General features: G+C 64.1%; 20 protein-coding genes. 4 read left to right on the top strand and 16 right to left on the bottom strand.

All coding sequences use genetic code 11. The annotated features are described in order from the left end of the window. Positions 1-100 precede the first annotated feature (100 nt). A complete protein-coding gene (gene flgM, locus N5C88_RS28600; RefSeq protein ID WP_280016701.1) occupies positions 101-394 on the top strand; it encodes a flagellar biosynthesis anti-sigma factor FlgM in 294 nt (97 codons plus the stop codon). Between the two features lie 31 nt (positions 395-425). Further along, complete coding sequence (locus tag N5C88_RS28595; RefSeq protein WP_165867943.1) at positions 426-905, top strand: flagellar protein FlgN; 480 nt, start codon at positions 426-428, stop codon at positions 903-905. Between the two features lie 123 nt (positions 906-1,028). On the opposite strand, the gene flhF is transcribed toward N5C88_RS28595, so the two are convergent. The 16 genes from flhF to flhD all read right to left on the bottom strand — a co-directional run bounded on the left by flhF (position 1,029) and on the right by flhD (position 19,940). Then, positions 1,029-3,890 (bottom strand): flagellar biosynthesis protein FlhF, encoded by a 2,862-nt coding sequence (flhF, locus tag N5C88_RS28590; RefSeq protein WP_280016700.1) that lies wholly within the window; start codon positions 3,888-3,890, stop codon positions 1,029-1,031. Further along, the gene (gene flhA / locus N5C88_RS28585) at positions 3,887-6,007 is read right to left on the bottom strand and encodes a flagellar biosynthesis protein FlhA (protein ID WP_280016699.1); all 2,121 of its coding nucleotides are present in this window, start codon (positions 6,005-6,007) and stop codon (positions 3,887-3,889) included. The genes flhF and flhA overlap by 4 nt, the downstream gene beginning before the upstream one ends. Before the next feature lie 3 nt (positions 6,008-6,010). Further along, positions 6,011-7,165 carry a flagellar biosynthesis protein FlhB gene (gene flhB, locus N5C88_RS28580; RefSeq protein ID WP_059374432.1) on the bottom strand — a complete coding sequence of 385 codons (1,155 nt, stop codon included), beginning with the start codon at positions 7,163-7,165 and terminating at the stop codon, positions 6,011-6,013. Positions 7,166-7,351: 186 nt separating this feature from the next. After that, complete coding sequence (locus N5C88_RS28575) at positions 7,352-8,899, bottom strand: methyl-accepting chemotaxis protein (protein WP_223283474.1); 1,548 nt, start codon at positions 8,897-8,899, stop codon at positions 7,352-7,354. 234 nt (positions 8,900-9,133) lie between these two features. Further along, complete coding sequence (gene cheZ / locus N5C88_RS28570) at positions 9,134-9,766, bottom strand: protein phosphatase CheZ (RefSeq protein WP_054456663.1); 633 nt, start codon at positions 9,764-9,766, stop codon at positions 9,134-9,136. Positions 9,767-9,774: 8 nt separating this feature from the next. After that, a complete protein-coding gene (gene cheY / locus N5C88_RS28565) occupies positions 9,775-10,164 on the bottom strand; it encodes a chemotaxis response regulator CheY (protein ID WP_013393379.1) in 390 nt (129 codons plus the stop codon). Positions 10,165-10,214: 50 nt separating this feature from the next. Continuing rightward, positions 10,215-11,273: a chemotaxis response regulator protein-glutamate methylesterase gene (locus N5C88_RS28560; protein ID WP_059374430.1), complete on the bottom strand. Its 1,059-nt coding sequence runs from the start codon at positions 11,271-11,273 to the stop codon at positions 10,215-10,217. 20 nt (positions 11,274-11,293) lie between these two features. Further along, the gene (locus N5C88_RS28555) at positions 11,294-12,151 is read right to left on the bottom strand and encodes a CheR family methyltransferase (RefSeq protein WP_118934090.1); all 858 of its coding nucleotides are present in this window, start codon (positions 12,149-12,151) and stop codon (positions 11,294-11,296) included. 8 nt (positions 12,152-12,159) lie between these two features. After that, complete coding sequence (locus tag N5C88_RS28550) at positions 12,160-13,863, bottom strand: methyl-accepting chemotaxis protein (RefSeq protein WP_118934113.1); 1,704 nt, start codon at positions 13,861-13,863, stop codon at positions 12,160-12,162. 91 nt (positions 13,864-13,954) lie between these two features. After that, positions 13,955-14,455, bottom strand: a complete 501-nt coding sequence (cheW, locus tag N5C88_RS28545) for a chemotaxis protein CheW (protein ID WP_059374423.1) — start codon at positions 14,453-14,455, stop codon at positions 13,955-13,957. Between the two features lie 16 nt (positions 14,456-14,471). After that, positions 14,472-16,592, bottom strand: a complete 2,121-nt coding sequence (cheA, locus tag N5C88_RS28540) for a chemotaxis protein CheA (protein WP_280016697.1) — start codon at positions 16,590-16,592, stop codon at positions 14,472-14,474. 29 nt (positions 16,593-16,621) lie between these two features. Further along, positions 16,622-17,002, bottom strand: coding sequence for a response regulator (locus N5C88_RS28535; RefSeq protein ID WP_054456659.1), 381 nt, complete (start codon positions 17,000-17,002; stop codon positions 16,622-16,624). A gap of 2 nt (positions 17,003-17,004) precedes the next feature. Then, positions 17,005-17,997 (bottom strand): flagellar motor protein MotB, encoded by a 993-nt coding sequence (motB, locus tag N5C88_RS28530; protein ID WP_059374417.1) that lies wholly within the window; start codon positions 17,995-17,997, stop codon positions 17,005-17,007. 11 nt (positions 17,998-18,008) lie between these two features. Continuing rightward, positions 18,009-18,884 carry a flagellar motor stator protein MotA gene (gene motA, locus N5C88_RS28525; RefSeq protein WP_059374415.1) on the bottom strand — a complete coding sequence of 292 codons (876 nt, stop codon included), beginning with the start codon at positions 18,882-18,884 and terminating at the stop codon, positions 18,009-18,011. A gap of 118 nt (positions 18,885-19,002) precedes the next feature. Then, positions 19,003-19,584, bottom strand: a complete 582-nt coding sequence (flhC, locus tag N5C88_RS28520) for a flagellar transcriptional regulator FlhC (RefSeq protein ID WP_118934083.1) — start codon at positions 19,582-19,584, stop codon at positions 19,003-19,005. Between the two features lie 32 nt (positions 19,585-19,616). Then, positions 19,617-19,940: a flagellar transcriptional regulator FlhD gene (flhD, locus tag N5C88_RS28515; RefSeq protein ID WP_013393369.1), complete on the bottom strand. Its 324-nt coding sequence runs from the start codon at positions 19,938-19,940 to the stop codon at positions 19,617-19,619. Positions 19,941-20,371: 431 nt separating this feature from the next. Between flhD and N5C88_RS28510 the strand changes: the two genes are divergently transcribed. Together N5C88_RS28510 and N5C88_RS28505 are read left to right on the top strand one after the other, a co-directional pair. Continuing rightward, complete coding sequence (locus N5C88_RS28510) at positions 20,372-21,127, top strand: RNA polymerase sigma factor FliA (protein ID WP_280016696.1); 756 nt, start codon at positions 20,372-20,374, stop codon at positions 21,125-21,127. 168 nt (positions 21,128-21,295) lie between these two features. Beyond that, entirely contained in the window at positions 21,296-22,900 is a 1,605-nt protein-coding gene (locus N5C88_RS28505) for a class I SAM-dependent methyltransferase (protein WP_280016695.1), read from the top strand. Positions 22,901-22,998: the final 98 nt, after the last annotated feature.

Genomic DNA, 22,998 nt, shown 5'->3' with positions numbered 1-22,998 from the left:
AACCGCCCTCCCCTAAAGTTCCGTCCGGCCCTGCCGTTACAGAGGCATAAGTAGGCGAATCCGTCGCACAACCGACCCAGGACGCCCTGCGGAGATAATCTTGAAGATCAATTCCACCACCAACCGCCCCCTTTCGGCTGACGCCGTCGCGCCCCGCGCTGACTCGGCGGTTGCCCAGGCCTATGGCGCCGGCAGCGCCAGCGGCTCCAGCAGCTCGCAGGTGGCGCTGAGTTCGGCATCGCGCAAGCTGTTGGCGCTGCAGAACGGATCCAATGACATCAACGTCGAACGCGTGGCCGCCATCCGCGCCGCCATCGCTTCGGGTCAGCTCAAGATCGACACGGGCCGCATCGCGGACAGCCTGATCGCCAGCGCCCGAGACCTGTTGAAGTAACCCGCAACCTTCCGATCCGAGCAGCATGACCATGAGCACCGTAGACGCCCTGCAATCCTGCATGCAGCAGGAAGACACTCTGATCACCGAGTTCTCGACCGTTCTGGAAGAAGAGACTGAAGTGCTGGTGGGGCTGGGAACCGTCGGTGTGCTGCAGGAAATTACGGAGCGCAAGGGCGGCCTCGCCCGCAAGCTCGTGGATCTGAGTCAGGTCCGTGATTCCCTGCTCGCAGAAATTGGGTTGCCGGCTGGGCACACCGGCACCGAACAAGCAGCCGTTCTGCACCCGCAACTGTCGGGCGTGTGGCAATCCCTGCTAAGCAAATCGGCGGCCGCCAACGAAATCAACCTGCGCAACGGCGCCCTCATCGACGTTCACCTGCGCTATACGCAGCAATCGCTGGACGCCCTGCGCAATGTGGGTGCGGCTGGCGGAGCTCCGTCCACGTACGATGCACGCGGCCGCGGCGCCCGTGGCACCCCTGGCCGCAAGCCTATCGTTGCCGGCTGAACTGCGGTACGGGCCGAATCAGCGCTGATTGATCGGCTACTGGACGGACGCCGCGCACGCGCCGTCCTTCCGCCAGAATCCCAGCCCTGAGCTCCTGCAATCGGACTACGGCGGCCATTGTCACTACGCCGCCGTCATCTCCAGCATCGCGTACATCTTCAACAAGGCCACCGGCAGCACACGGCCGGACAGCTTGCGGTCCGTTCCCATGATGCCTGACAGAGGGGCGCGCACCATATCCGCCCCAGCTGTATGCGCCAACTGCCAGCAGGCCGCGCCCATCTGGCCCGCCATCAGCGATTGGCGTGCCAACGCGTCAGCGCCATCCACGGCGGGCAAGGCCTGCCATGCGCTCGCCATATAGCGAAAGCCCGCCTTGGCCTCATCCTGCAACACCAGCCAGCGCGCCACGGTAGCGGCGTCTGCCTGAGACGCAGGAAGATTGGTCATGCCGAACAATTGTCCCGCCACCTCGCCGCTGACCGTATCGATCAAGCGTGCACAGACCAGCCTCACAGGTTCGCCGCCGCTGCGGCCCGGCAACGTCACTTCCGTGCCGGAGGCCCACAACGCCAGCGGCACACGCTTGCCACCCTGCACGGTGTGCAGCCCCGGCATATCCCCGGGCTGACCGACCGGCAGATAGCCCACGCTCTTGCCCACGGCATTCAGATTGGTCGGGCAGTCATCCTGGATGACACGCTGGCCGCCGGCGCTACGCGCCACCCAGGCGACGCCTTGTTCGCTCAGGGTCGGCCACAAGGCGGCGGTGCCGGCTTCCAGCATGTGCACGACGGGCACGCGCGCCAGTTTTTCGGCCAGCCAGGTCACGCGCGTCTGCAACGCCAGGGCCGCATCCGGCTGGACGGGCGCCGCCGGCGCGAATGAGGACAGCATGCCGTGCGGCAACACTAGCTGCTGCGCGGGTGCCGCCAGGGCGGTCCCGCGATCGCTCATCAGCAGCGCGCCCAGCAGTGCACCTCCCGGCAACCCCTCGCCCGTCAAGGAGGCTTTGCCGTGCACGGCAAGCAGATGCCGCCCGCAGACGGAGGAAAATTCGCGGCGCGCCATCGCCAAAGGCTCGTCACCCAGCGCGGCGAGGCCTGCGCCAGAACCATCCCCGACATAGCCACGCCAGGATGCGCGAGCCTGCACGCAGGCCGGGTCGCTTTCAAGCCAGGCAATGGCATCGTCCAGATTCTGCGCGGCCTCGATGGAGCCTGCGCCGCCTTGCGGCCGCAAGATGGCCGATGCCAGCAATTGCCGCTTGCGGACAGGATCCGCACTTTCGGGTTCCCGCGACGCGGACACCAGTGTCGCCAGGTCGGCCTCGCTAGGGGTGTATAGCGCGCGGGCGCGCTCGACCATCGAGAAAGCGCGGTCGATCAGCACGTCGGCGCGAGCCAGCTCCATGTGTTCAGGCACCTTTTGCCCGACCGACATGTAATGGATCGGCAAACGATGACGGATGGCCGTATCCAGCGCGGCGCCCAGGCGGGTGGCCTCGTCCAGCTTGGTAATGATGCAGCCGGCGACATCCTCGCCCACGCCATTGCGATACGCATGCGCCACTTCATCCAGCGTGTCGCCCTGGCTGGCCGCGTTGAGCACCAGCAGCCGGCGCACCGGCTTGCCCGCATTGCACAGCATGGCCGCCTGCTCCGCCACCTGGCGGTCGCGCTGGCTGATGCCGGTGGTATCGATCAGCACGATCTTGCGGCTGCCCAACTCAGCCAGGATGCGGCGCAGCTCGCCTGCATCGCGCACCGAATGGGCGGGCACGCCCATCAGGCGTCCGTAAATCTGCAACTGTTCCAGCGCGCCGATCCGGAAATTGTCGGTGGTCAGCATCGCGACCTGCTCGCGGCCCTCGCGCGCCACGCAACGCGCGGCCAGCTTGGCCAGCGTGGTCGTCTTGCCCACCCCGGTCGGGCCGACCAGGGCGTATACGCCGCCGGCCAGGAACTCATCTTCGGAACGCAGCACCGGGAGGTGGGTCACCAGCTCGTTGCGGGCCCAGCTCAGCGCCGCTTCCGGCGTCATTCCTTCCGGGAGGCGCTCCACCAGGGTGCGCACCAGCTTGGTGCTGAACCCCGCGTCCAGCAGGCTGCGGAACAGCGCCGCGCCCGCGGGTTCTCGGCCCGGTCCTTGGCGGCCACCCCAGAGCAGGCCGTCCATGCGGCTTTCCAGAGCGCCACGCAGTGCGCTGATGGCGTCCTGCAATCCCGCTGCGGCGTCAGCCGGCATCGCCGCAGGCGGCAAAACCGGCGGTTGGCGCAACGGCGCATCCGGCATGCGGGCCATCGTAGGCGCGGGTGCCGGTTGAGGGGCGGCCGGCGTGTAAGGCGCCGGTGCCGGTTGGGGCGTGGCTGGCGTATAAGCCGCAGGCGCCGGAGCCGCGCTTGCAGGCACGCCCGAATAGGCAGCGGCAGCCGCCGGAGCCTGCCCCGCGGGCGCAACAGCATACGCGGATGATGCCGCAGGAGCGCCAGGCGCGGCAGCGGATGCGGCGGACTGATCAGCGGGGACCTGGCGCAACGGCGGCAGGGATGGCAATTCAACCCGCACGGGCGCCGCCCGCTGGGGCGCTATAGGAGCAGCCTGGGGCGCTTCATCTTCAGGCTGTGTCGAAGATGCGTAAGCGGTCTGGTATGCGGCGATCGAACGCGACGGCGCCGCGTATCCGCCCTGGGGCATCACGGGCGCGGGCGCACGTCCTGCCTGCTCAGACGCATCGAAGCGCATGCCTGCCGGCGCGCCCGCAGGTGGCAGCGGCCGCGCTTCGAGCGGCCGGACGGGCGCAGCTTCCTGGCGCGGCGCGGGCTCGTGGGCGGCATCGTCAAAAGCGCCTTCGACGGTAGCCAGCACCTCGACGCCGCCATCGACGCTACGGTTCGACACGATCAGCGCGTCCGGTCCCAGCACCTGCCGGACCTGGCGCATCACATCGCGGCTGTTCGCCCCGAAAAATCGGCTTATCTTCATGCCCCATTACCTCCGCCGATCAGCGCGGTAACACGCACCATGCGCTCATCGGGTATTTCCGTATTCGACAACACGCCCAGCTGCGGCAGATGGTGCCGCAGGAAGCGCGACAAAGGCGCACGCAAGACCGGAGGCACCAGCAACACCGGCGCATTGCCTTGCGATTCCTGGCGCTCGACCGCGGCCTGCGCTTCGCGCAACAACGTATCGGCCAACCCGGGTTCCAGGCCGCCGCTGGTTGTCATCGCCTGCGAAAGCACACGCTCGAGTTTCACGTCCAGGCCGATTACCCGCAGCTCGCCCTCTCCCGGGAACCATTGCTGGGTAATGGCGCGGCCCAGCGAACGGCGCGTCAGCGCGATCAGTTCGTTGATGTCGGGCTGGCTGCCGGTGCCGGCGGCCAGCGCCGCCAGGCGCGGACCATGTTCGGACAAGGTATCGATGATGGTGCGCATGTCGCGGATCGGCACTTCTTCCGACAGCAGGCCCTGCAGCACCTTCTGCAGCGCCGTCAGCGACAGGGTCTTGGGCACCAGGTCCTCGACCAGCTTGGGCGCGTCGCGTCCAATGCGGTCCAGCAATTGCTGCACTTCCTGGCGGCCCAGCAGATTGGAACCGTGACGGTGCATCAGGTGATTCAGGTGCGTCGCGACCACGGTGCCGGCATCCACCACCGTATAGCCCGCCACCTGCGCCTGATCGCGCAGGCTGCCGTCGATCCACAGCGCCGGCAAGCCGAAGGCGGGATCGGTCGTGGGCGTGCCCTTGATCTGCACGGTCACGCCGCCCGGGTCGATGGCCAGCCACTGGCCCGGCATGGCGACGCCGTGGCCGACCTCCACGCCGGACAGCAGGATGCGGTAATCGTTGGGCTTGAGTTCCAGGTTGTCGCGGATATGCACGACCGGCGGCAAAAAGCCCACGTCCTGAGCGAATTTCTTGCGCAGGCTGCGGATCCGGTGCAGCAGCTCCCCGTTTTGGGCATGATCCACCAGCGGGATCAGGCGGTAGCCGACCTCGAGGCCCAGCTGGTCCACCATGGACACGTCGTCCCAACTGGCCTCGGCCGCCGCGGCCTGAGCCTGCGTAACGGCCTGTGGCGGCACCTCGGCCGCCGCGGCCGCCGCCGCAGTTTGCCGCTTGTACAGCATCCAACCGCCCCAGCCCAGCGCGCCGGCCAGGGTCAGGAACGCAACGTGCGGCATGTTGGGGATCAGGCCCATGATGCCGACGATGCCGGCCGTCAGGAACAGCACGCTGGGGTTGGAGAACAGCTGGCTGAGAATCTGCTGGCCGATGTCCTGGTCGGTCGATACGCGCGATACCACCACGCCCGCGGCGGTGGAGATCACCAGCGCCGGGATCTGCGCCACCAGGCCGTCGCCGATGGTCAGCAGCGTGTAGACGCGCGCCGAATCACCCATCGACATGTCATGCTGGGCCACGCCCACGATCAGGCCGCCGATGATGTTGATCGCCATGATCAGCAGGCCGGCGATGGCGTCGCCCCGCACGAACTTGCTGGCGCCGTCCATCGAGCCGAAGAAGTCGGATTCCTGAGAGACTTCCGCGCGGCGCTTGCGCGCCTCGTCTTCGCCGATCAGGCCGGCATTCAGGTCCGCATCGATCGCCATCTGCTTGCCCGGCATCGCGTCCAGGGTGAAGCGCGCGCCCACCTCGGCGATACGGCCCGCGCCCTTGGTGATGACGATGAAGTTGATGATGGTCAGGATCACGAAGACGATGATCCCCACGGCGAAGTTGCCGCCGACCAGGAAGTGGCCGAAGGCCTCAATGACCTTGCCCGCAGCGTCGGGCCCGGTATGGCCATGGAGCAGCACCACGCGGGTGGAGGCGACGTTCAACGACAGGCGCAGCAGCGTGGCGAACAGCAGCACGGCCGGGAATGCCGCAAAATCCAGCGGCTTGCGCGTGAACATGGCCACCAGCAGGATCATCACCGACAACGCGATGTTGAAGGTGAACAGCAGGTCGAGCAGGAACGTGGGCAGGGGCAAGACCATCATGCCCAGCACCATCACGATCAGGATCGGCCCTGCCAGCAGCCGCGCATGCGTGGCCCCGTTACTCTTCAACATGGTGAGCAAAGCGCTCATTCCTTAAGCTCCTTGTGCTGCGGTTTTGGCTTGCGGGTCCAGCTCGACCGGCACGGGCAACCGGGTCGGGGCCGTCGGTTCGGCGCCCCAACCGGCCCGCCAGGAGCGCAGCTGGAAGACCCACGCCAGCACTTCTGCCACCGCGGTGTAGAGTTCGGACGGAATTTCCTGCCCAATCTCCACGTGTTGATGCAATGCGCGCGCCAGGGGCGGCGCTTCCAATGTCGGGATGCGGTTCTCGGCGGCAAGCTCGCGGATCTTGGCCGCGATCAGGCCCGTACCCTTGGCCAGCACGCGCGGCGCGCCGCTCTTTTCCTCGTCGTACTTGAGAGCCACGGCGTAGTGCGTGGGGTTGGTCACCACCACGTCCGCCTTGGGCACTTCCGCCATCATGCGGCGGCGCGCCGCCTGGCGCTGCTGCTGCCGGATGCGCGCCTTCACGTGGGGGTCGCCTTCGCTTTCCTTGTGCTCCTGGCGCACGTCTTCCTTGGACATGCGCAGCTTCTTCAGGTGGCTCCAGATCTGCCACGGCACGTCCAGCATGACGATGACCATCAGCGAAGCCACGATGAAGGCGCAGCACATCGCCACCAGCGTCAGCGCCTTGATCAGCGCCGCCGACGGCGCCACGTGCATCAGGCTGAGCATGTCGTCGTGGTAGCGCCAGATGACCCAGACCGCCACCCCGCCGACCAGCGCGGCCTTGGCCAGCGCCTTGATCAGCTCCACCACCGTCTGCGACGAGAACATCCGCTTCACGCCCGCAATGGGGCTGAGCTTGGAGAAATTGAACTGCAGGGGCTTGCCCGAGATGACGATGCCGCCCAAAAGCACGCTGGACAGCACCGCGATGACAGCCAGCAGCCCGAAAATCGGCAGCAGCACCAGCAAGGCCTCGCCGAAACCTTCGACCGCGCGTTCGACCATCACGCCGGGATCGAGGACGATACGCTGATCAAACGCCAGGCCGTTTCGCAACACGCCGCTCAGGGTCTGGTAGAGCGAACTGCCGCCCACCCAGATGGCGCCCACGCCCGCCGCCAGCATCATGAACGTTCCCAATTCGCGGGAACGCGCAATCTGCCCCTCCTCGCGCGCCTTTTCCAGGCGCCTGGGAGAGGCGGCTTCGGTTTTTTCGAGGTCGCTTTCTTCGGCCATGCTCTGCGGTATTGTCGCGGCTCGCGGATTATGGAATGACGAGCTGCCCGCCGAGATTCTAGGAGGCCCAGGGGCTCGGCGATAAGCCAAGAAACGGGGGGAAAGCGGCGCTATTCCCGGATGCGTTTCAGGCAGCGCGTTCCAGGCCCGCCCGGAACGCGCCCGGCCCCGGGCGGGCCAGCGGCGTCAGCCGCCCGTGGCGACCGCCAGCCGGTCTGCCTCGCCCTCTCCGGCCGCCGCTTGGAAGCGGCCGAAATCCAGGCCAATCCGCACCGCACCCCAATGTTCCGACCCCAGATAGACCGGAATGGATATGTCATTGACGATTTCGCCCGTATCGCGGGAATAGGTCTGCAGCAGCATTCCGCCGGTATTGGTCGCCAGGCGCAAGCCCACCGGATCATCGAAGATGCGCTTATTGCGCACCCGCAGGATGTCCTGCTTCGGATCGCCGGTAGGCGCCTGGGAAAAGCGGCGATTGTGGGCCGGCGCGTAACCCCGGCCGTCCACCAGGATCGTGTAGATCCCGCCCGGCACGCCATCCAGCACGCTATCCAGCAGCTGCGTCACCGTCTCGTCGATCTGCCGGTCGTAACTGGTGTGGTAGCGCGCGGGTTCGCTGCCGGGAATGCGCCGGTAGTGGCGGTCGAACACGTCCGCTCCGCGGCTCCTGGCGTCTTCCAGCAGGTTGACGGCGGCATCCCGGAAGGCTTCGAGAGCCTGGGACAGGCCGTCAAAAGCGGTATTGCCGGTGCGCATGTCGGCCAGCACCTCCTGCACGCTTTCCGTCTGGCGGCGGATGCGGTCGATTTCGCCGGACATATGGCCCACGCGTTTCAGCACGTCGGCGCTCAGCGCGGCAATCCGCCCCACCTCTTCGCTCATGCCGTGGTTGGTCGAGTCCACCTCGCCGATGGCCTGAACGACGTCGCCGACCTGGCGGTTCATGCTGTCGAAGTCGCGCACGAAACGCTCAAAGCCTGAGCATGTCCGATCCAGCACTACGCCGGAAGCGTTGACGTCCTCGCGCAGCGTGCCGGTCTGATGCTGGGTCGTCTCCACCAGCTCCAACATCTCGGCGGTATGTCGGCCGATATCGCTGGTGGCCGAGTTCACGCGTTCGGCCAGCCGCCCGACCTCGCTGGCGACCACCGCGAACCCCCTTCCCGCGTCCCCTGCCCGGGCCGCCTCGACCCCGGCGTTCAAGGCCAGGAGCTGAGTCTGCAGGGCGATCTCCTTGATCAGCTTGCTGATGTCGCCGACCGACTGGGCGCGGTCCGTCAGTTGCCCGACCACCTCGGTGAATGAAGCCATCTCCCGCGTCATGCGCTCTACCCGCGCCTTGACGTCCGACAGTTCGGCCAGCGCCTGCTGCGCCGCGTGCAGATTCTGCCCCGACACCTCGGCAATCTCGCGCGCATGGGTGGATGTTGATGTCGACAAGGCGGCGATTTGCGCGCCGCTGGCGGCGAGCGCCTCAGCAGCCCGCGCCTGCTCCTGCGCCAGGATCGAGCAATGGCCCGCCTGGAACTGCGTGCGCGCGGCATTCAGCGCGATTTCTATGCTGGACTGGCGTACGGTCATGATGCGGCTGCGTATGCGCGTCATGAAACCGTACAGCGGCCAAACAGCCGGACTGATGGATAGCGTGCGTTCCGACAGTGTCGCGTCGCCGCGATTGAGCCGCCGCAACAACCGCCACATGCCGCCCAGGCGGAATACGGATCTGGCCATGATCAACCTCCTTGTGCCGGCCCGGATCGCCTTCTATGGGCATCCGTTGCCTGGCGCGCATTGCGCGCCATGATTCACGCTGCACAGCCCCTGATTATTGTTCTGGAGGGGAGTCTATCCATGAGGCGCTCTTTGCGCCCTTAGGGACTACCTTCATGCGGACTACCTTCATGCGCGGCGGCACCACCAGGAAAACGCGCCGCCGGAGACCCTGTCCGGCGGCGCGGCTCCCGGCTAGAAGCCCAGGCTGGCCAGCAGGTCGTCGACCTGATCCTGGCTGGTCACCACGTCGGTCTTGCCTTGCGGACTGATCTGCGGCCCGTTGAGCAGGCTGTTCGCTTCGTCGCGACGTTCTTGCGGGACGTTGTCCAGCAGCACCTGCAGCAGTTCGCGCTCGATCGCGCCCACCACGTCCATCATGCGCATGATGACCTGGCCCGTGAGGTCCTGGAAATCCTGCGCCATGATGATTTCCATCAGCTGGGATTGCGTCTGCTGCGCCTGTTTCGGCACATCCTGCAGGTAGGCGCGGGTGTCCTTCACCAGTTCGCGCGCCTCGGGCAGTTCCAGGGGTTGGTCGTACCACTGCTGCCAGCGCGCATCCAGCGCCTGCGCCGAACGCGACAGGCCGTCCTGGATGGGACCGGCTTGCTCGGTGGCGTTCAAGACGCGGTTGGCGGCCTGCTCCGTCATCTGCGCCACGTAGCGCAGACGATCGCGGGCGTCGGGAATGGCGTTGGCGGCGTCCTTGATGGCCTGATCCAGCCCCAGCTCGCGCATGCTGTCGCGCAGCATGCGCGTCAGCGACGCGATGCGATGGATCAGGTCGGGGGATTCGCCCGGGCTCTCATGTTCCGTCGTGCTCATGGCTCACCTCAACCGGCGATTTTCTCGAAGATCTTGTTGAGCTTCTCTTCCAGCGTCGCCGCCGTGAAAGGCTTGACCACATAACCGTTGGCGCCGGCCTGGGCCGCGGCAACGATGTTTTCCTTCTTGGCCTCGGCCGTCACCATCAGCACGGGCAGCGAAGCCAGCGCTGCGTCGGCGCGGATCTGCTTGAGCATCTCCAGGCCGTCGAGATTGGGCATGTTCCAGTCGGACACCACGAACTGGAAACCGCCGTTGCGCAGCTTTTCCAGGCCGATGGCGCCGTCTTCGGCTTCATCCACGTTCTCGAAACCCAGCTCCTTGAGCAGGTTGCGGATGATCCGCCGCATGGTGGGGAAGTCATCCACCACCAGAATCTTCAGGCCCTTGTCTACCATCTTCTACTCCAGAAAAAATTTAGCTTGGACCGATCGGGGAGCCTTGCGCGTCAGACGCGGTGCCCGCGATCGCCCAGGCGAGTCAGAATGCGTTCGCTTATCGCCGACAACGAAACCACTTCATCCGCGGCGCCCAAGGCGATCGCTTCGCGGGGCATGCCGAAGACGACGCAACTGGCCTCGTCCTGCGCAATCGTGTGGGCGCCCGCGCGGTGCATGGCCAACATGCCGGCAGCGCCGTCCTTGCCCATGCCGGTCAGGATGACGCCGATGGCGTTCTTGCCGGCGGCGACGGCGGCCGAATTGAACAGCACGTCCACCGACGGACGGTGGCGGTTGACGGGTTCGCTGGCTTCAAGTTCGATCACGTAGTTGGCGCCGCTGCGGCCCAAACGCATGTGCATGTCGCCGCCCGGCGCCAGATAAACGTGCCCGGGCAGTACGCGGTCGCCATGCACGGCTTCGCGGACGGTCACGGCGCACAGGGCGTCCAGGCGCTGCGCGAAGGAACGCGTGAAACCCGCCGGCATGTGTTGCGTAATCAGGATGGCCGGGCTGTCGGGCGGCAGCGGCTGCAGCACCTCGCGGATCGCCTCCGTGCCCCCCGTGGACGCGCCGACGATCACCAGTTTTTCCGAGCTGGCCAGCGGGCGGCGCAACATGGGTGCGGGTGCGGCGGGCGCGGCATGCGCCGTGGGCGCGCGCAGCTTGGCGCGCGAGGCGGCGCGTATCTTGTCGGCGATGATCTCGGTGTACTCGAGCAGGCCGTCGCGGATGCCCAGCTTGGGTTTGGTGACGAAGTCGATCGCGCCCAGTTCCAAGGCCCGCAGCGTGATTTCGCCGCCGCGTTCGGTCAGCGACGACACCATCACCACCGGCATGGGACGCAGGCGCATCAGTTTTTCAAGGAAATCCAGCCCGTCCATGCGGGGCATTTCCACGTCCAGCGTCAGCACGTCGGGGTTGTGGCGCTTGATGAGTTCGCGCGCCACCAGTGGATCGGGCGCGGTTGCGACCACCTCCATGTCCGGCTGGCTGTTGATGATCTCGGTCATCAGGCCACGCACCAATGCCGAATCGTCCACACACAAAACGCTAATTTTCTTCATTTTTTGCTGCCTCGTCCCGCTCAGGACCTGCCCGCGCATTCATAGACGGTCTGCCCGCGCAGACGAAAATCCCGGCTGATGTAGGTGAAGTTTTCGGAATGGCCGGCAAACAGCAAGCCACCCGGCTTGAGCAGCGGCACAAACCGCTCCAGGATCCTGGCCTGGGTGGGTTTGTCGAAATAGATCATGACGTTGCGGCAGAAGATCACATCGAACTGTTCATTGATCTGCCAAGCCGGCGCCAAGAGATTCAGGGTCTCGTAGCGGACCATGTCAGCGATTTCCGGGCGCACCCGCACCTGCCCTTCGTTGGCGCCGCGGCCCTTCAGAAAGAAACGCCGCAGACGCTCGCCGTCCATTTTGTCCACGCGCTCGGCCGGATAGACTCCAGCCCGCGCGCGGTTGAGCACATTGGTGTCGATATCGGTGGCCAGCACCGAACTTGCGCTGGCCCTGGGGCCCAGCGCTTCCACCAGCGTCATGGCGATCGAATACGGCTCTTCCCCGGTGGAGGCCGCACAGCACCACACCGACACCGGACCGCCACGCCGCTTGGCGAAGTCGGCCAGGATGGGAAAGTGATGGGCTTCGCGGAAGAAAGCGGTCAGGTTGGTCGTCAATGCGTTGACGAAATCTTCCCACTCGGCCGCATTCGGCTCATTTTCCAGCTGGTCCAGATAGCTGCCGAAATCCTGCATGCCCAGCGCACGCAGGCGCCGGGCCAAGCGGCTGTAGACCATTTCGCGCTTGTGCGTGCCCAACGAAATGCCCGCGTAGGCGTGGATCATCTTGCGCACGCGCGAAAAGTCCGCATCGCGAAAATCGAATTGGCGTTCCACCGAAATGGACGGCGCCTGGGTTGCCGCTGCTGTAGCCACTGCTATCCTCAGTGCCCAAGCGCAAGCGCGTCAGGCGCCTGCAAACGTGTATCGTCGCCGGAAGAACGCGCCGACGACAGGCGCTGGGCCGGAACTTCGATGACCTCGCCCGCATTGATCTTGAACACGGATACCGCTTCGGCTAGGCGTTGTGCCTGTTCCTGCAGGGAACCCGCGGCAGCCGCCGCCTCTTCCACCAGCGCCGCGTTCTGCTGGGTCACCTCGTCCATCTGCGACACGGCGCGGTTCACCTGATCGATGCCGCTGGACTGTTCTTCCGACGCCGCCGAGATCTCGCCCATGATGTCCGTCACACGCTTCACCGAAGCCACGATTTCCTGCATCGTCGAGCCAGCGCGCTCCACCTGCTGCGAACCCGCGCCGACCTTGGTCACGGAGTCTTCGATCAAACCCTTGATTTCCTTGGCTGCCTGGGCGCTACGTTGCGCCAGCGAGCGCACTTCGCCCGCCACTACTGCGAAACCCTTGCCTTGCTCACCGGCGCGCGCCGCTTCCACCGCCGCGTTCAGCGCCAGAATATTGGTCTGGAAGGCGATGCCGTCGATCACCGATACGATCTCGGAGATCTTGCGCGAGCTGGCCGAGATTTCCTGCATGGTGCTGACCACTTCCGACACCGCCGAACCGCCGCGCTCAGCCACGTCCGAGGCGCTGGCCGCCAGCTGGTTGGCCTGGCGCGCATTGTCTGCGTTCTGCTTGACGGTCGACGCCAGCTCTTCCATCGAGGCCGCGGTTTCTTCCAACGAGGCTGCCTGCTGCTCGGTGCGGCTGGACAGGTCCGTATTACCCGCCGCGATCTCGTGCGAGCCGACGTTGATCTCATCCACCCCGCGGCGCACCGACGCCACGGTGCGCGTCAGGCTTTCCTGCATGCGCTTCAACGCGGCGAACAACTGGCCGATTTCGTTGGTATTGCGCACGTCCACGCGGGCGGTGAGGTCGCCACCGGCGATGCGGTCGAAATGATGACCGGCTTCCTTCAACGGCAGCAGCACGCGGCGGCGCAGGAACACGTAGGTGGCAAACACCAGCAACGCGGCGATCACGCCGCCAGCCGCTACCGCCATCAGGACGAACTGGTAACGCACCTGCGCCACCTCGTGGGCATCCAGCGTCTTGCTGGCGCGCCAGAAGTCAAAGCCTTCGATGGCTCGCGCGTAGCGTCCCTCGAGCGCGTCCTGTACCGTCTGGACCTGCTTCTGGTAGGCGGGCATGTCCGCCTTTTCCAGGGCGGCCACCAGCGGCGCCAGTCCTTGCCGGACCAGCGCGTCATAAGATTCGTCGATTTCCTTCAGGGCGTCGGCCGCTTCGGCCGGCCGGGCCAGGCTCTTGTAATACTCGTACTCGGCCTGCCCCTTGTTCATGGAGGCCTTGGCGCGCTCCAGCAAGCCGGCCGCCTCGGATGACAGACCCTGGGTCAGCAAGGTCGGCTGCCCCACGCTCTTCACGATGTCAGCATAGTTGGCCGCAGCCGCGCGGCCCAGGCCGGTCATGGAGTCCTTGTAGCTGGAAACCACACGGCCGACCGCATCATCCAGCTCTTGCGATTGCTTGATCTGCGCCAGAGTGCCATTGCTGATGCGCAGGGACAGCACGCCCAGCGCGGCCCCTATCACCAACATGAATGAGAAAAACGCCAGCACCCACAACAGGCTGCTGCGTATCGTCATGTTTGCGAAGAACTTGCGCATCACAAGAACCACTCCCAGATTGAAGTCGTTAAAGGAAAGCGCCACATTGGGTTCAATATGGCGCTTCTACCTCCCAAGCAGGCCGTTCCGATCAGGACGCGGCCTTCTCCACCAGCGCCATTTCGTCGCTGGTCATCATTTTTTCAATATCCACCAGGATCAGCATGCGCTCGTCCACCGTGCCCAGACCCGTCAGGTACTCGGTGGACAGGGTTGCGCCAAACTCCGGCGCCGGGCGGATCTGCCCCAAATTGAGCATCAACACATCAGACACGCCATCCACCACGATGCCGACGACGCGGCGATCGAGGTTGAGAATGATGACCACGGTCTGTTCGTTGTACTCGACGCGCCCCAGATTGAACTTGATGCGCAGGTCGACGATAGGCACGATGATGCCGCGCAGATTTGTCACGCCCTTGATGAACGGCGGCACATTCGCGATGCGCGTGACCGAATCGGCGTCGTAGCCGCGGATCTCCTGCACCTTCAGGATATCGATGCCGTACTCTTCGTCGCCCAGCGTAAAGACCAGGAACTCGCTGCCGACATCTTCCTTGCGTCGGGCTTGCGTTTGCGGGTTAGCTGCCATGAGGTTTATTTCTCCGTCAATTCAGAATGGCTTCGGGCTGCGACCAACGCTCGCGGTTGGCGCGCGCAAGCGCAAATACGTCGACAATCAAGGCCACGCTGCCATCGCCCAGGATGGTGGCGGCGGAAATGCCCGGCACCTTGCGGTAATTCGATTCCAGATTCTTCACCACGACCTGGTGCTGGCCGATCAGGTGATCCACCAGCAGCGCAAAACGGCGGTCTTCAGCCTGCATGATGACCGCGATGGCCTGCGTGGGATCGGTCTGGGCGTCACCGACCGAAAACACCCGGTGCATCTCGACCAGCGGCAGATACTCGCCGCGCACGTGCATCACGCGCTCATTGCCCGCCACCGAGTAGATCTGGTCATTGGTGGGCTGCAGCGATTCGGTTACGTGATTCAGCGGCAGGATGAAGGTCTCCTCGCCGACGCGCACCGACATGCCGTCCAGAATGGCCAGCGTCAGCGGCAGGACGATGCGCGTCGTGGTGCCGTTGCCCGGCTCGCACGACAGCTGCACGTGGCCGCCCATGTCCTGGATGTTCCGGCGCACCACGTCCATGCCCACGCCGCGGCCGGAGATATCCGTCACCTTTTCGGCGGTGGAGAAGCCCGGCGCGAAGATCAGTTGCCAGATTTCGTCGTCCGGCGAATTCTCGTTGACCGGCAGGCCCTGGGCGATCGCCTTTTTCAGAATTTTGTCGCGGTTCAGCCCGCCGCCGTCGTCGCTGACTTCAATGACGATGTTGCCGCCGTTATGCTGGGCGGACAGCACCAGTTGCCCGACGGGGTCCTTGCCAGCGGCAACGCGCTTTTCGGGCGTCTCGATGCCATGGTCCAGGCTGTTGCGCACCAGGTGAGTCAGCGGATCGATGATGCGTTCGATCAGGCTCTTGTCCAGTTCCGTCGCGCGGCCGTGGGTCTGCAGTTCGATCTGCTTGCCCATCTTGCTGGCGATGTCGCGCACCAGGCGCGGGAAGCGGCTGAACACGTAGTCCATCGGCATCATCCGGATGGACATGACCGCTTCCTGCAGGTCGCGGGCATTGCGTTCAAGCTGTTCCATGCCATTGAGCAGGCGGTCGTGCAGCACCGGATCCAGGGTGGAAGCGGTCTGCGCCAGCATGGCTTGGGTAATGACCAGTTCGCCCACCAGGTTGATGACCTGGTCGACCTTCTCGACGCCGACGCGGATCGAGGTGGATTCCTTGTCCGCGTGCGCCGGAGCCGCCGCGGCAGGCCGCGCCACGCGGGCGGATTGTGTGATGGCCTCGGCGGCCGCGGCCGACTCGGCCACGGCGGGCGCTTCGGCTACCTTAGGCGCAGGGGCCGGCGCAGGCGTCGCGGCCGCAACCGGCGCTGCAGCCTGCGTCACGCCCGCCGGAGCGGCTTCGCGGCTGATTTCCAGCTGGTCGCCGTCGACGATGAAGCAGCATACGGCCTCGATATCGTCCGGCGTGCAGGTGCTGTCCATCCATACGGTCAGGGCGCCGTCGGCGCGTTCGCTGGCCTTGACGTTGCCGAGATTGCCCATTTCCTCGAGCAGGGAGGCGGCGTCCTTGTCCGAAACCTTGGTGATCCGCACACGCAGAGGCAGGCTGCCCGCTTCCGCGGCCGGCGCTTGCGCTGCGGGCTCGGGGGCAGGCGCCGGGGCAACCACCGGTGCGGGGGCCGGAGCCGGCGCTGCCACGGCTGCAGGGGCCTCGGCCGGCGCGGCTGCCGCGGCGGGATCCTTATGCTCCAGCGCAAGCTGCCTCAGTACGGCGCAGATACGCTCAAACACGGCTTCATCGGGCTCTTCGGAGGCCCGATAGGCATCCAGTTGGCTTTTGAGCACGTCTTTTGTTTCCAAGAAAATATCGATCATGTCCGTGCGCAGCGCCATTTCGCCGCGACGGATCGCATCCAGGAGGTTTTCCAGCAAATGGGTCGTGCCCGCCAGCTGCGTGAAACAGCCGAACGTGGCCGCCCCGCCCTTGATCGAGTGGGCGGCGCGGAAGATCGCGTTGAGCTGTTCGATGTCGGGCGCGCCCACATCCAGCTCGAGCAGCAGTTGCTCCATTTGCGCGAGCAGCTCGTCCGCCTCGTCGAAAAAGGTCTCGTAAAACTGACTGAGGTCCAAACCAGAACTCATGACCCGTACGCCTTCAAAAATGAACTTGCTTACGCGCCGGCCTGCTCGTCGAGCAGTTCAGACGCCAATTCCACCAGCACATCAGGATCGACCGGCTTGGAGAGCCAGCCACAGACCCCCAGATCCCGGGCGGCCATCTTGCTGTCCACGTCGTCCTCGGTGGTCAACACCAGCACCGGCACGTCCAGGTACTCGTCTTCCTGGCGCAGTCCCTGGATCAGCTCCAGGCCGCCCATGACCGGCATGTTCCAGTCGCTGACCACCAGATCCACCGGGTGGCTCTTGGCCAATTCCAGCGCTTCCTGGCCATTGCCGGCCGTCAGGACTTTCCATCCCGCGCCCGTCAACGTCGCCTGGACGATCATCCGCATCGTCGCCGAGTCGTCCGCCACAAGAATCGTTGCAGCCATTGCTATCGAACCCCTTCCGCGGGCGGGTTGCTCTCCGCCTCGCCTGGTTTGGTTGCCGTCGTGGCCTGGGCCGCGGCTTGCGCCGCTTCCACTGCCGTTCCTACCTCGCGGGCATCCTTGGCGCTGACGTCCGCAGCCGCGGCGTTCTCGCTTTCGATGCGCCGCTGGGTGCTCTGATTGAGCACCACAAGGCTGATACGTCTATTAACGGCCGCATACGGGTCATCTTTAACCAGACTCATGCTGGACGACAGTCCCTGGATGCGCAGGACCTTGCTTTCGTTCATGCCGCCCGCCACCAACTCCTGGCGCGACGCGTTGGCGCGGTCGGCCGACAGCTCCCAGTTGCTGTAGGCGCGCTCTCCGCGGGCGTACTGCGAGGCGTCGGTGTGACCGGAGATACTGACCTTGTTGGGCAATTCGTTCAGGACCGGGCCCAGTTCCCTGAGGATGTCGCGCATGTAGGGCTGCACTTCCGCGCGGCCGGTGGCGAACATCGGACGGTTCTGGTTGTCGATGATCTGGATACGCAGGCCTTCGGTGGTCAGGTCGATCAGCAGTTGCGGCCTGAACGTTTTCAGCACCGGACTGGTCTCTATGACGTTTTCAATGCGCTTCTTCAGGTTTTCCAAGCGATGCTGTTCGCGACGCTCGGCGTCGCCCATGGGCTGGGCCTCCACGCGATTGCCCTGCGCGCGGCGCACATCGCCCTCGCTGCGCAAGGGGTCGCGACCGCCTCCCGGCACCGCGCTGGTTTCGGCCGAGCTGCTGGGCCCGCCGGTGATGGCGACGCGCAGCGGCATGCGGAAATACTCCGCAATGCCCTTGAGTTCTTCGCGCGGGACCACGCTGATCAGCCACATCACCAGAAAGAACGCCATCATCGCGGTGATGAAGTCGGCGTACGCAATCTTCCAGCTGCCCCCATGGTGCCCCCCGCCATGCCCCCCCTTCTTGCGGCGGATCACCACGCGGTGATTGTTTACCGTACTCATGGCCTGCTCCGTCAGGCCTTGCCGGTCGTGGCGGACTTGGCTTGCCGGACGTGTTCTTCCAGCTCACCGAAGGTCGGGCGCACAGCCGAGAACAGCACCTTGCGGCCGAATTCCACCGCCAACTGGGGCGGGTAGCCATTCATGCTGGCCAACAGCGTGGTCTTGATGCACTCCAGGACCTTGGTGGCCTCGTCGCTTCGGCGATCGATGCGCGAGGCCAGAGGACCGACAAAGCCGTAAGCCAGCAGAATGCCCAGGAACGTGCCCACCATGGCCTTGGAAATCAGGTCGCCCAGGATCGCCGGAGGCTGGTCCACGGCGGCCAGCGCCTTGATCACGCCCAGCACGGCGGCCACGATACCGAAGGCCGGCAGGCCATCGGCCATTTGCTGCAGGGCGCGCACGGGAACTTCGCGCTCATGGCGGTAGGTTTCGATTTCCTCGTCCATGAGCGTCTCGATTTCAAACGAGCTCATGTTGCCGCTGATCATGATGCGCAGGTAGTCCGTAATGAACTCCATCAGCTTGGCGTCTTTGGCGATACGGGGATATTCGCTGAAGATCGGACTGGATTCCGGGTCTTCGATATGCGATTCGATGGCCATGAGGCCCTCGCGGCGCGCCTTATTCAGCAACACATACAGGAGCGCCATCAGCTCCATGTACACGTCCTTGCCGTAGCGCGAGCTTTTCAAGGCGTCGGGCAAGGCGGCCTTGACCAGCATCAGCGACTTTTTGCTGTTGCTGGCGAGGAAGGCGCCGAAAGCCGCCCCAAAAATCAGCGTGAGCTCGAACGGCTGGTATAGCGCGCCCAAATGGCCGCCCAGCGCTATGAAGCTGCCGACGACCGACACGGCCACCACGAGAAAACCGATAACAATCAACACATCAGGCCCCTGCCAACGAAGTCTAAAACTGGCGTCAATGATCCCCTGTTCCCCTCGACCCAAAAAGGCGGGTTACGGGGGGTTTTCCAGGGCTTTTGATGTATTTGAATACCGCCGGTCAGAGCCGGGCGGCATTCGCAACGGGTGCGGGGCGGGTGCCGGAGCGCGCCTTGGCCGCAGCGCGCGTCTTGCCGGCGCGGGGTGGCGGCCGGCAGATCGCGCACACGAAATCCGACTGGGGATCGTGGGCATGGGCGATGAAATGCCCCCCGCACTGGCGGCAGGCGGACATTTGCAGCATGCCGCTATCGAAAAAACGCACCAGCATCCAGGCGCGCGTGAAGCTCAGGACGGGCTCTGCGCCTTCAGCGGCATCGGTGCCGGCGTTTTCAAGATAGAGACGATAGGCGTCGATGGTGGCGCGTATGCCTTTGCTGCTGGTACGCGTATTCAGGAACGAATACACGTTGTAGAAGAGCGAGGAATGGATGTTCGGCAGCCAGGTCATGAACCAGTCAACCGAAAAGGGCAGCATGCCCTTGGGTGGCGAGCAGCCGCGGATTTCGCGGTACAGGCGTGCCAGGCGGTCGTGGCTGAGGCTGGTTTCAGCCTCCAGCACCTGGAGCCGGGCTCCCAAAGTGATCATGGAGCTGGCTAGCAGAATGTCATCCGCTTCCTGCGAAACGCTCTTGGTGGCCATTACACGTGCTTCCGGATGGAATGATCAGGCCGTCAGGCCAATTCTTCGACAGGCTGCTTGGCCAGCAGGATGGTGGCGTGCGCTTGCTGCAACGCACCGCCCAGAACGTCATGGGTCAGCGCGGACAGCAGGCTGTAATCGTCAAAGCGGAACCGGCACAGCAGCGAGCTGGAGCTGGCCAGCTTGACCAGCTGAGCGGGCGAAAGACGCATCAGGATATCGGCAACTTCGTTGCTGAATCCAAGGCGGAACATCGATGCCGCGTAATCGTCCCGCAACATACGTTGCGCCAGTAACAAATATGACAGATTCACTTCGCGAATGTCTGTCAGCAATGAATTTTCGACTTGTTGCACGCCCAACTCCCTATTCCCTATCCCGCCGACGGGGGCTTGTGTAAGCAAAAGCACCGGAACTCCGTTGCCATTGCGTTCGATGCATTCCGCTTTGATGCGAAATGTATCATTTGTTCGCAATTTAAGTAAAATTTACCACAGCTAATGTCATTTTCTATGACTTATATGACAAAACTTTGTTGATGTTGCGCAACTTACCTTTTTCGATACACCTTGACATATAAATTTCAGCCAACTTTACGTCAATTTGGCAAATAAGCATTCAAAACATTGCGTACTTTGAGGAATGAAACGGTGTTGTTTGCCGACAATGGCAACTTGCAGATCACTAAATCCACCTAGCTTTAGCACCGCCGCGCGTTTGTCGACAATGTCGCAAATTGACAACAACAGACAGCGCGCCACGATGGACACCGCCCGACACTCCCGCAATGCCTCACGCAGATGACAGCCTGGTCGAATATGCCCCGCTAGTGCGGAAGCTGGCCCTGCAATTGCTCGCCCGGCTACCCGCCAGCGTAGAACTCGACGACCTGATTCAGGCCGGCATGATCGGCCTGCTCGATGCCGTGCGCCGCTACCAGGAAACGGCCGACGCCCAATTCGAGACCTACGCCACCACCCGCATCCGCGGCGCGATGCTGGACGAACTCCGCGGCCAGGATTGGCTGCCGCGCAGCGTCCGCGCCAAGGCGCGCAAGATCGAACAGGCCATCCAGCAGCTCGAACAACGTTTGATGCGCGCCCCGAGCGAAGCCGAGATCGCGCAACAATTGGCCATGCCGCTGGACGAATACCAGACGCTGCTGCACGACGCCCAGGGCGTGCAGATCGTGCATTACGAAGATTTCGCCACCGAGCCCGACGCCGCCGGCGGCCAATCGGACTGGGCCGCCACCCTGAACCATGGGGCGGCCGGCGGCAATCCGCTGGATTCGCTCCTGGCCGGCGACTTCCGTCAGGCGTTGATCCACGCCATTGACGCCCTACCCGAGCGCGAAAAATTGCTGCTGTCGCTGTGTTACGAGCAGGGACTGAACCTGAAGGAAATCGGCGCGATCCTGAATGTGACCGAGGCGCGGGTGTGTCAGCTGAGGTCGCAGGCGACGGCGCGGATACGCGCGAAGCTGAAGGAACAGGCGTGGCAGGAGTTGCCCCAGGAGGGGCAAATTGCGCAGGTAATTTAGTCCGAGAGCTGGACAGCGGCGCCATGCCTTGCCTGGCGGATATCCGACCGAATTTCCGCCCTATTCCTCCCATTTCCCGCGAACCATTGCGGGTAGCCTGCAACATTCATGACTTGAACCGCCCATGATGAAGACGTCGGTTCAGCCCCATCAAGCCCAGGAATTCCCATGTCCGACACCGATGTGCTCAACCAGGCTCTCTCTGACGCCTACGACGAGACCCCCTATCAATCGAACGCTTTCTCGATCAGTGCACCGGGACGCTTGCGTGCGATCGCAGCGTTGTATGGACTGAGCGCCCCTCCGGTGGAGAACGCTCGCGTGCTGGAGTTGGGATGTGCCGCCGGGGGCAATCTGCTGCCCTTCGCAGTCGCCCACCCGGACGCCCGCATCGTCGGCATAGACCTGTCGCCCCAGCAGGTCGAGGCGGGACAATCCATCGTCAAGGCGATGGGGCTGCAGAATCTCGAACTACGGGCCATGAGCATCACCGACATCACCCCGGAATTCGGCCAGTTCGACTACATCATCGTCCACGGCGTCTTCAGTTGGGTGCCTCCCGAAGTACGGCAGGCCATTATGCGCGTATGCCGCGAAAATCTGACGCCCGAGGGCGTCGCGTACATCAGCTACAACACGTACCCGGGCTGGAAGGCATCGGACATCGTCCGGGATGCGATGATCCTGAATAGCTTTGGCGCCAATGGCCCGCAGGAACGCCTTAAGCGGGCCAAGGATGTGCTTAGCATGCTGGAACATGGGCTATCCAGCGGCAATCCCATGGGCTCCGCCTTGCAACAGGCGGTACGCCAACTGCGCAAGCAGTCCGACTATTACCTGATGCACGAACACCTGGAAGCCGTCAACGCGCCGTGCTACTTCCTGGAATTTGTTGCCGCAGCACAGGAAGCGGGTCTGGCATATCTGGCCGACGCCGAACCCCAGTCCTCGATTGCATCAAACTACGGCGACAACGTCGCCATACTGCAAAACGCCCTGTCTGCTGATGCGGCTCGGGAAATGCGCGAACAATATCTGGACTTTGCTATTGGCCGTCAATTTCGAAAGAGCCTTCTGGTCCATGCAGACAGGGCCGGCGCCATACTGGAACGCCCGGAAGCCAACGCATTCGAAAGCATGCATCTGGCGGCACGCCTTTTTGCACAAAAGTCTCCCGCCAATGCTCGCCAGAAAGAGCGCCACTACCGCACCACGGCAGGCACTGGCATAGGCTCGATCGAACCGACCTTCGTCGCGGTCGCCGATGCGCTCCGTGACGCCTGGCCCCAACCCCTTGCGTACGGCGACCTCCTGGAAGCCGCCCGAGCAAAGGTGAAAAAGGCCACGCCGCCCGACCAACTGAGCGAACTCGTCCTCAACCACCTGATAACCTTGTTGAACGTCAACGCGCTTGAGTATCGATTCGAGCGCGTCGCCTATGATGCCTCCGCGCCCAAGCCCGAGTGGATCCCAGGACTGGAACATCTGCGCGATCGCGCCGCAAAGGGCAATCTGCCCGTAGGCCTGTACAACCTCTGGCATCAAAACGCGCAGCTACCCAGCGACGAGGCCGCTCAGTTCATCATCCGCCACATCGACGGGAAACACTCCACTTCCGATCTGCGCACGCTGGTTCGCGATGCCTTGGCGGCAGGCGATATTGCCCATCCTTCCGGCAAGTCGATGAAACGGGTTCGCAACCTTGAACCAGTGGCTCAAACCTTGTTGAACGACGTGCTGGCGGGTTTGCGTGGCCAAGGGCTGCTGCGATAAGCGCAGCCCTACCCAGCTCCATCCTGTAACACGCTGACGGAGGCCTTGAGCCTCCGTTTCGCTGAAAGCCCGCACAAAAAGGCAAAAACAATAAATCG

The sequence above is a fragment of the Achromobacter sp. GD03932 genome (assembly GCF_029839485.1).
GTDB lineage: Bacteria > Pseudomonadota > Gammaproteobacteria > Burkholderiales > Burkholderiaceae_B > Achromobacter > Achromobacter bronchisepticus_A.
The sequence above is the reverse complement of the archived record's forward strand: the minus strand, read 5'-3'. Positions and strand labels throughout refer to the sequence as shown.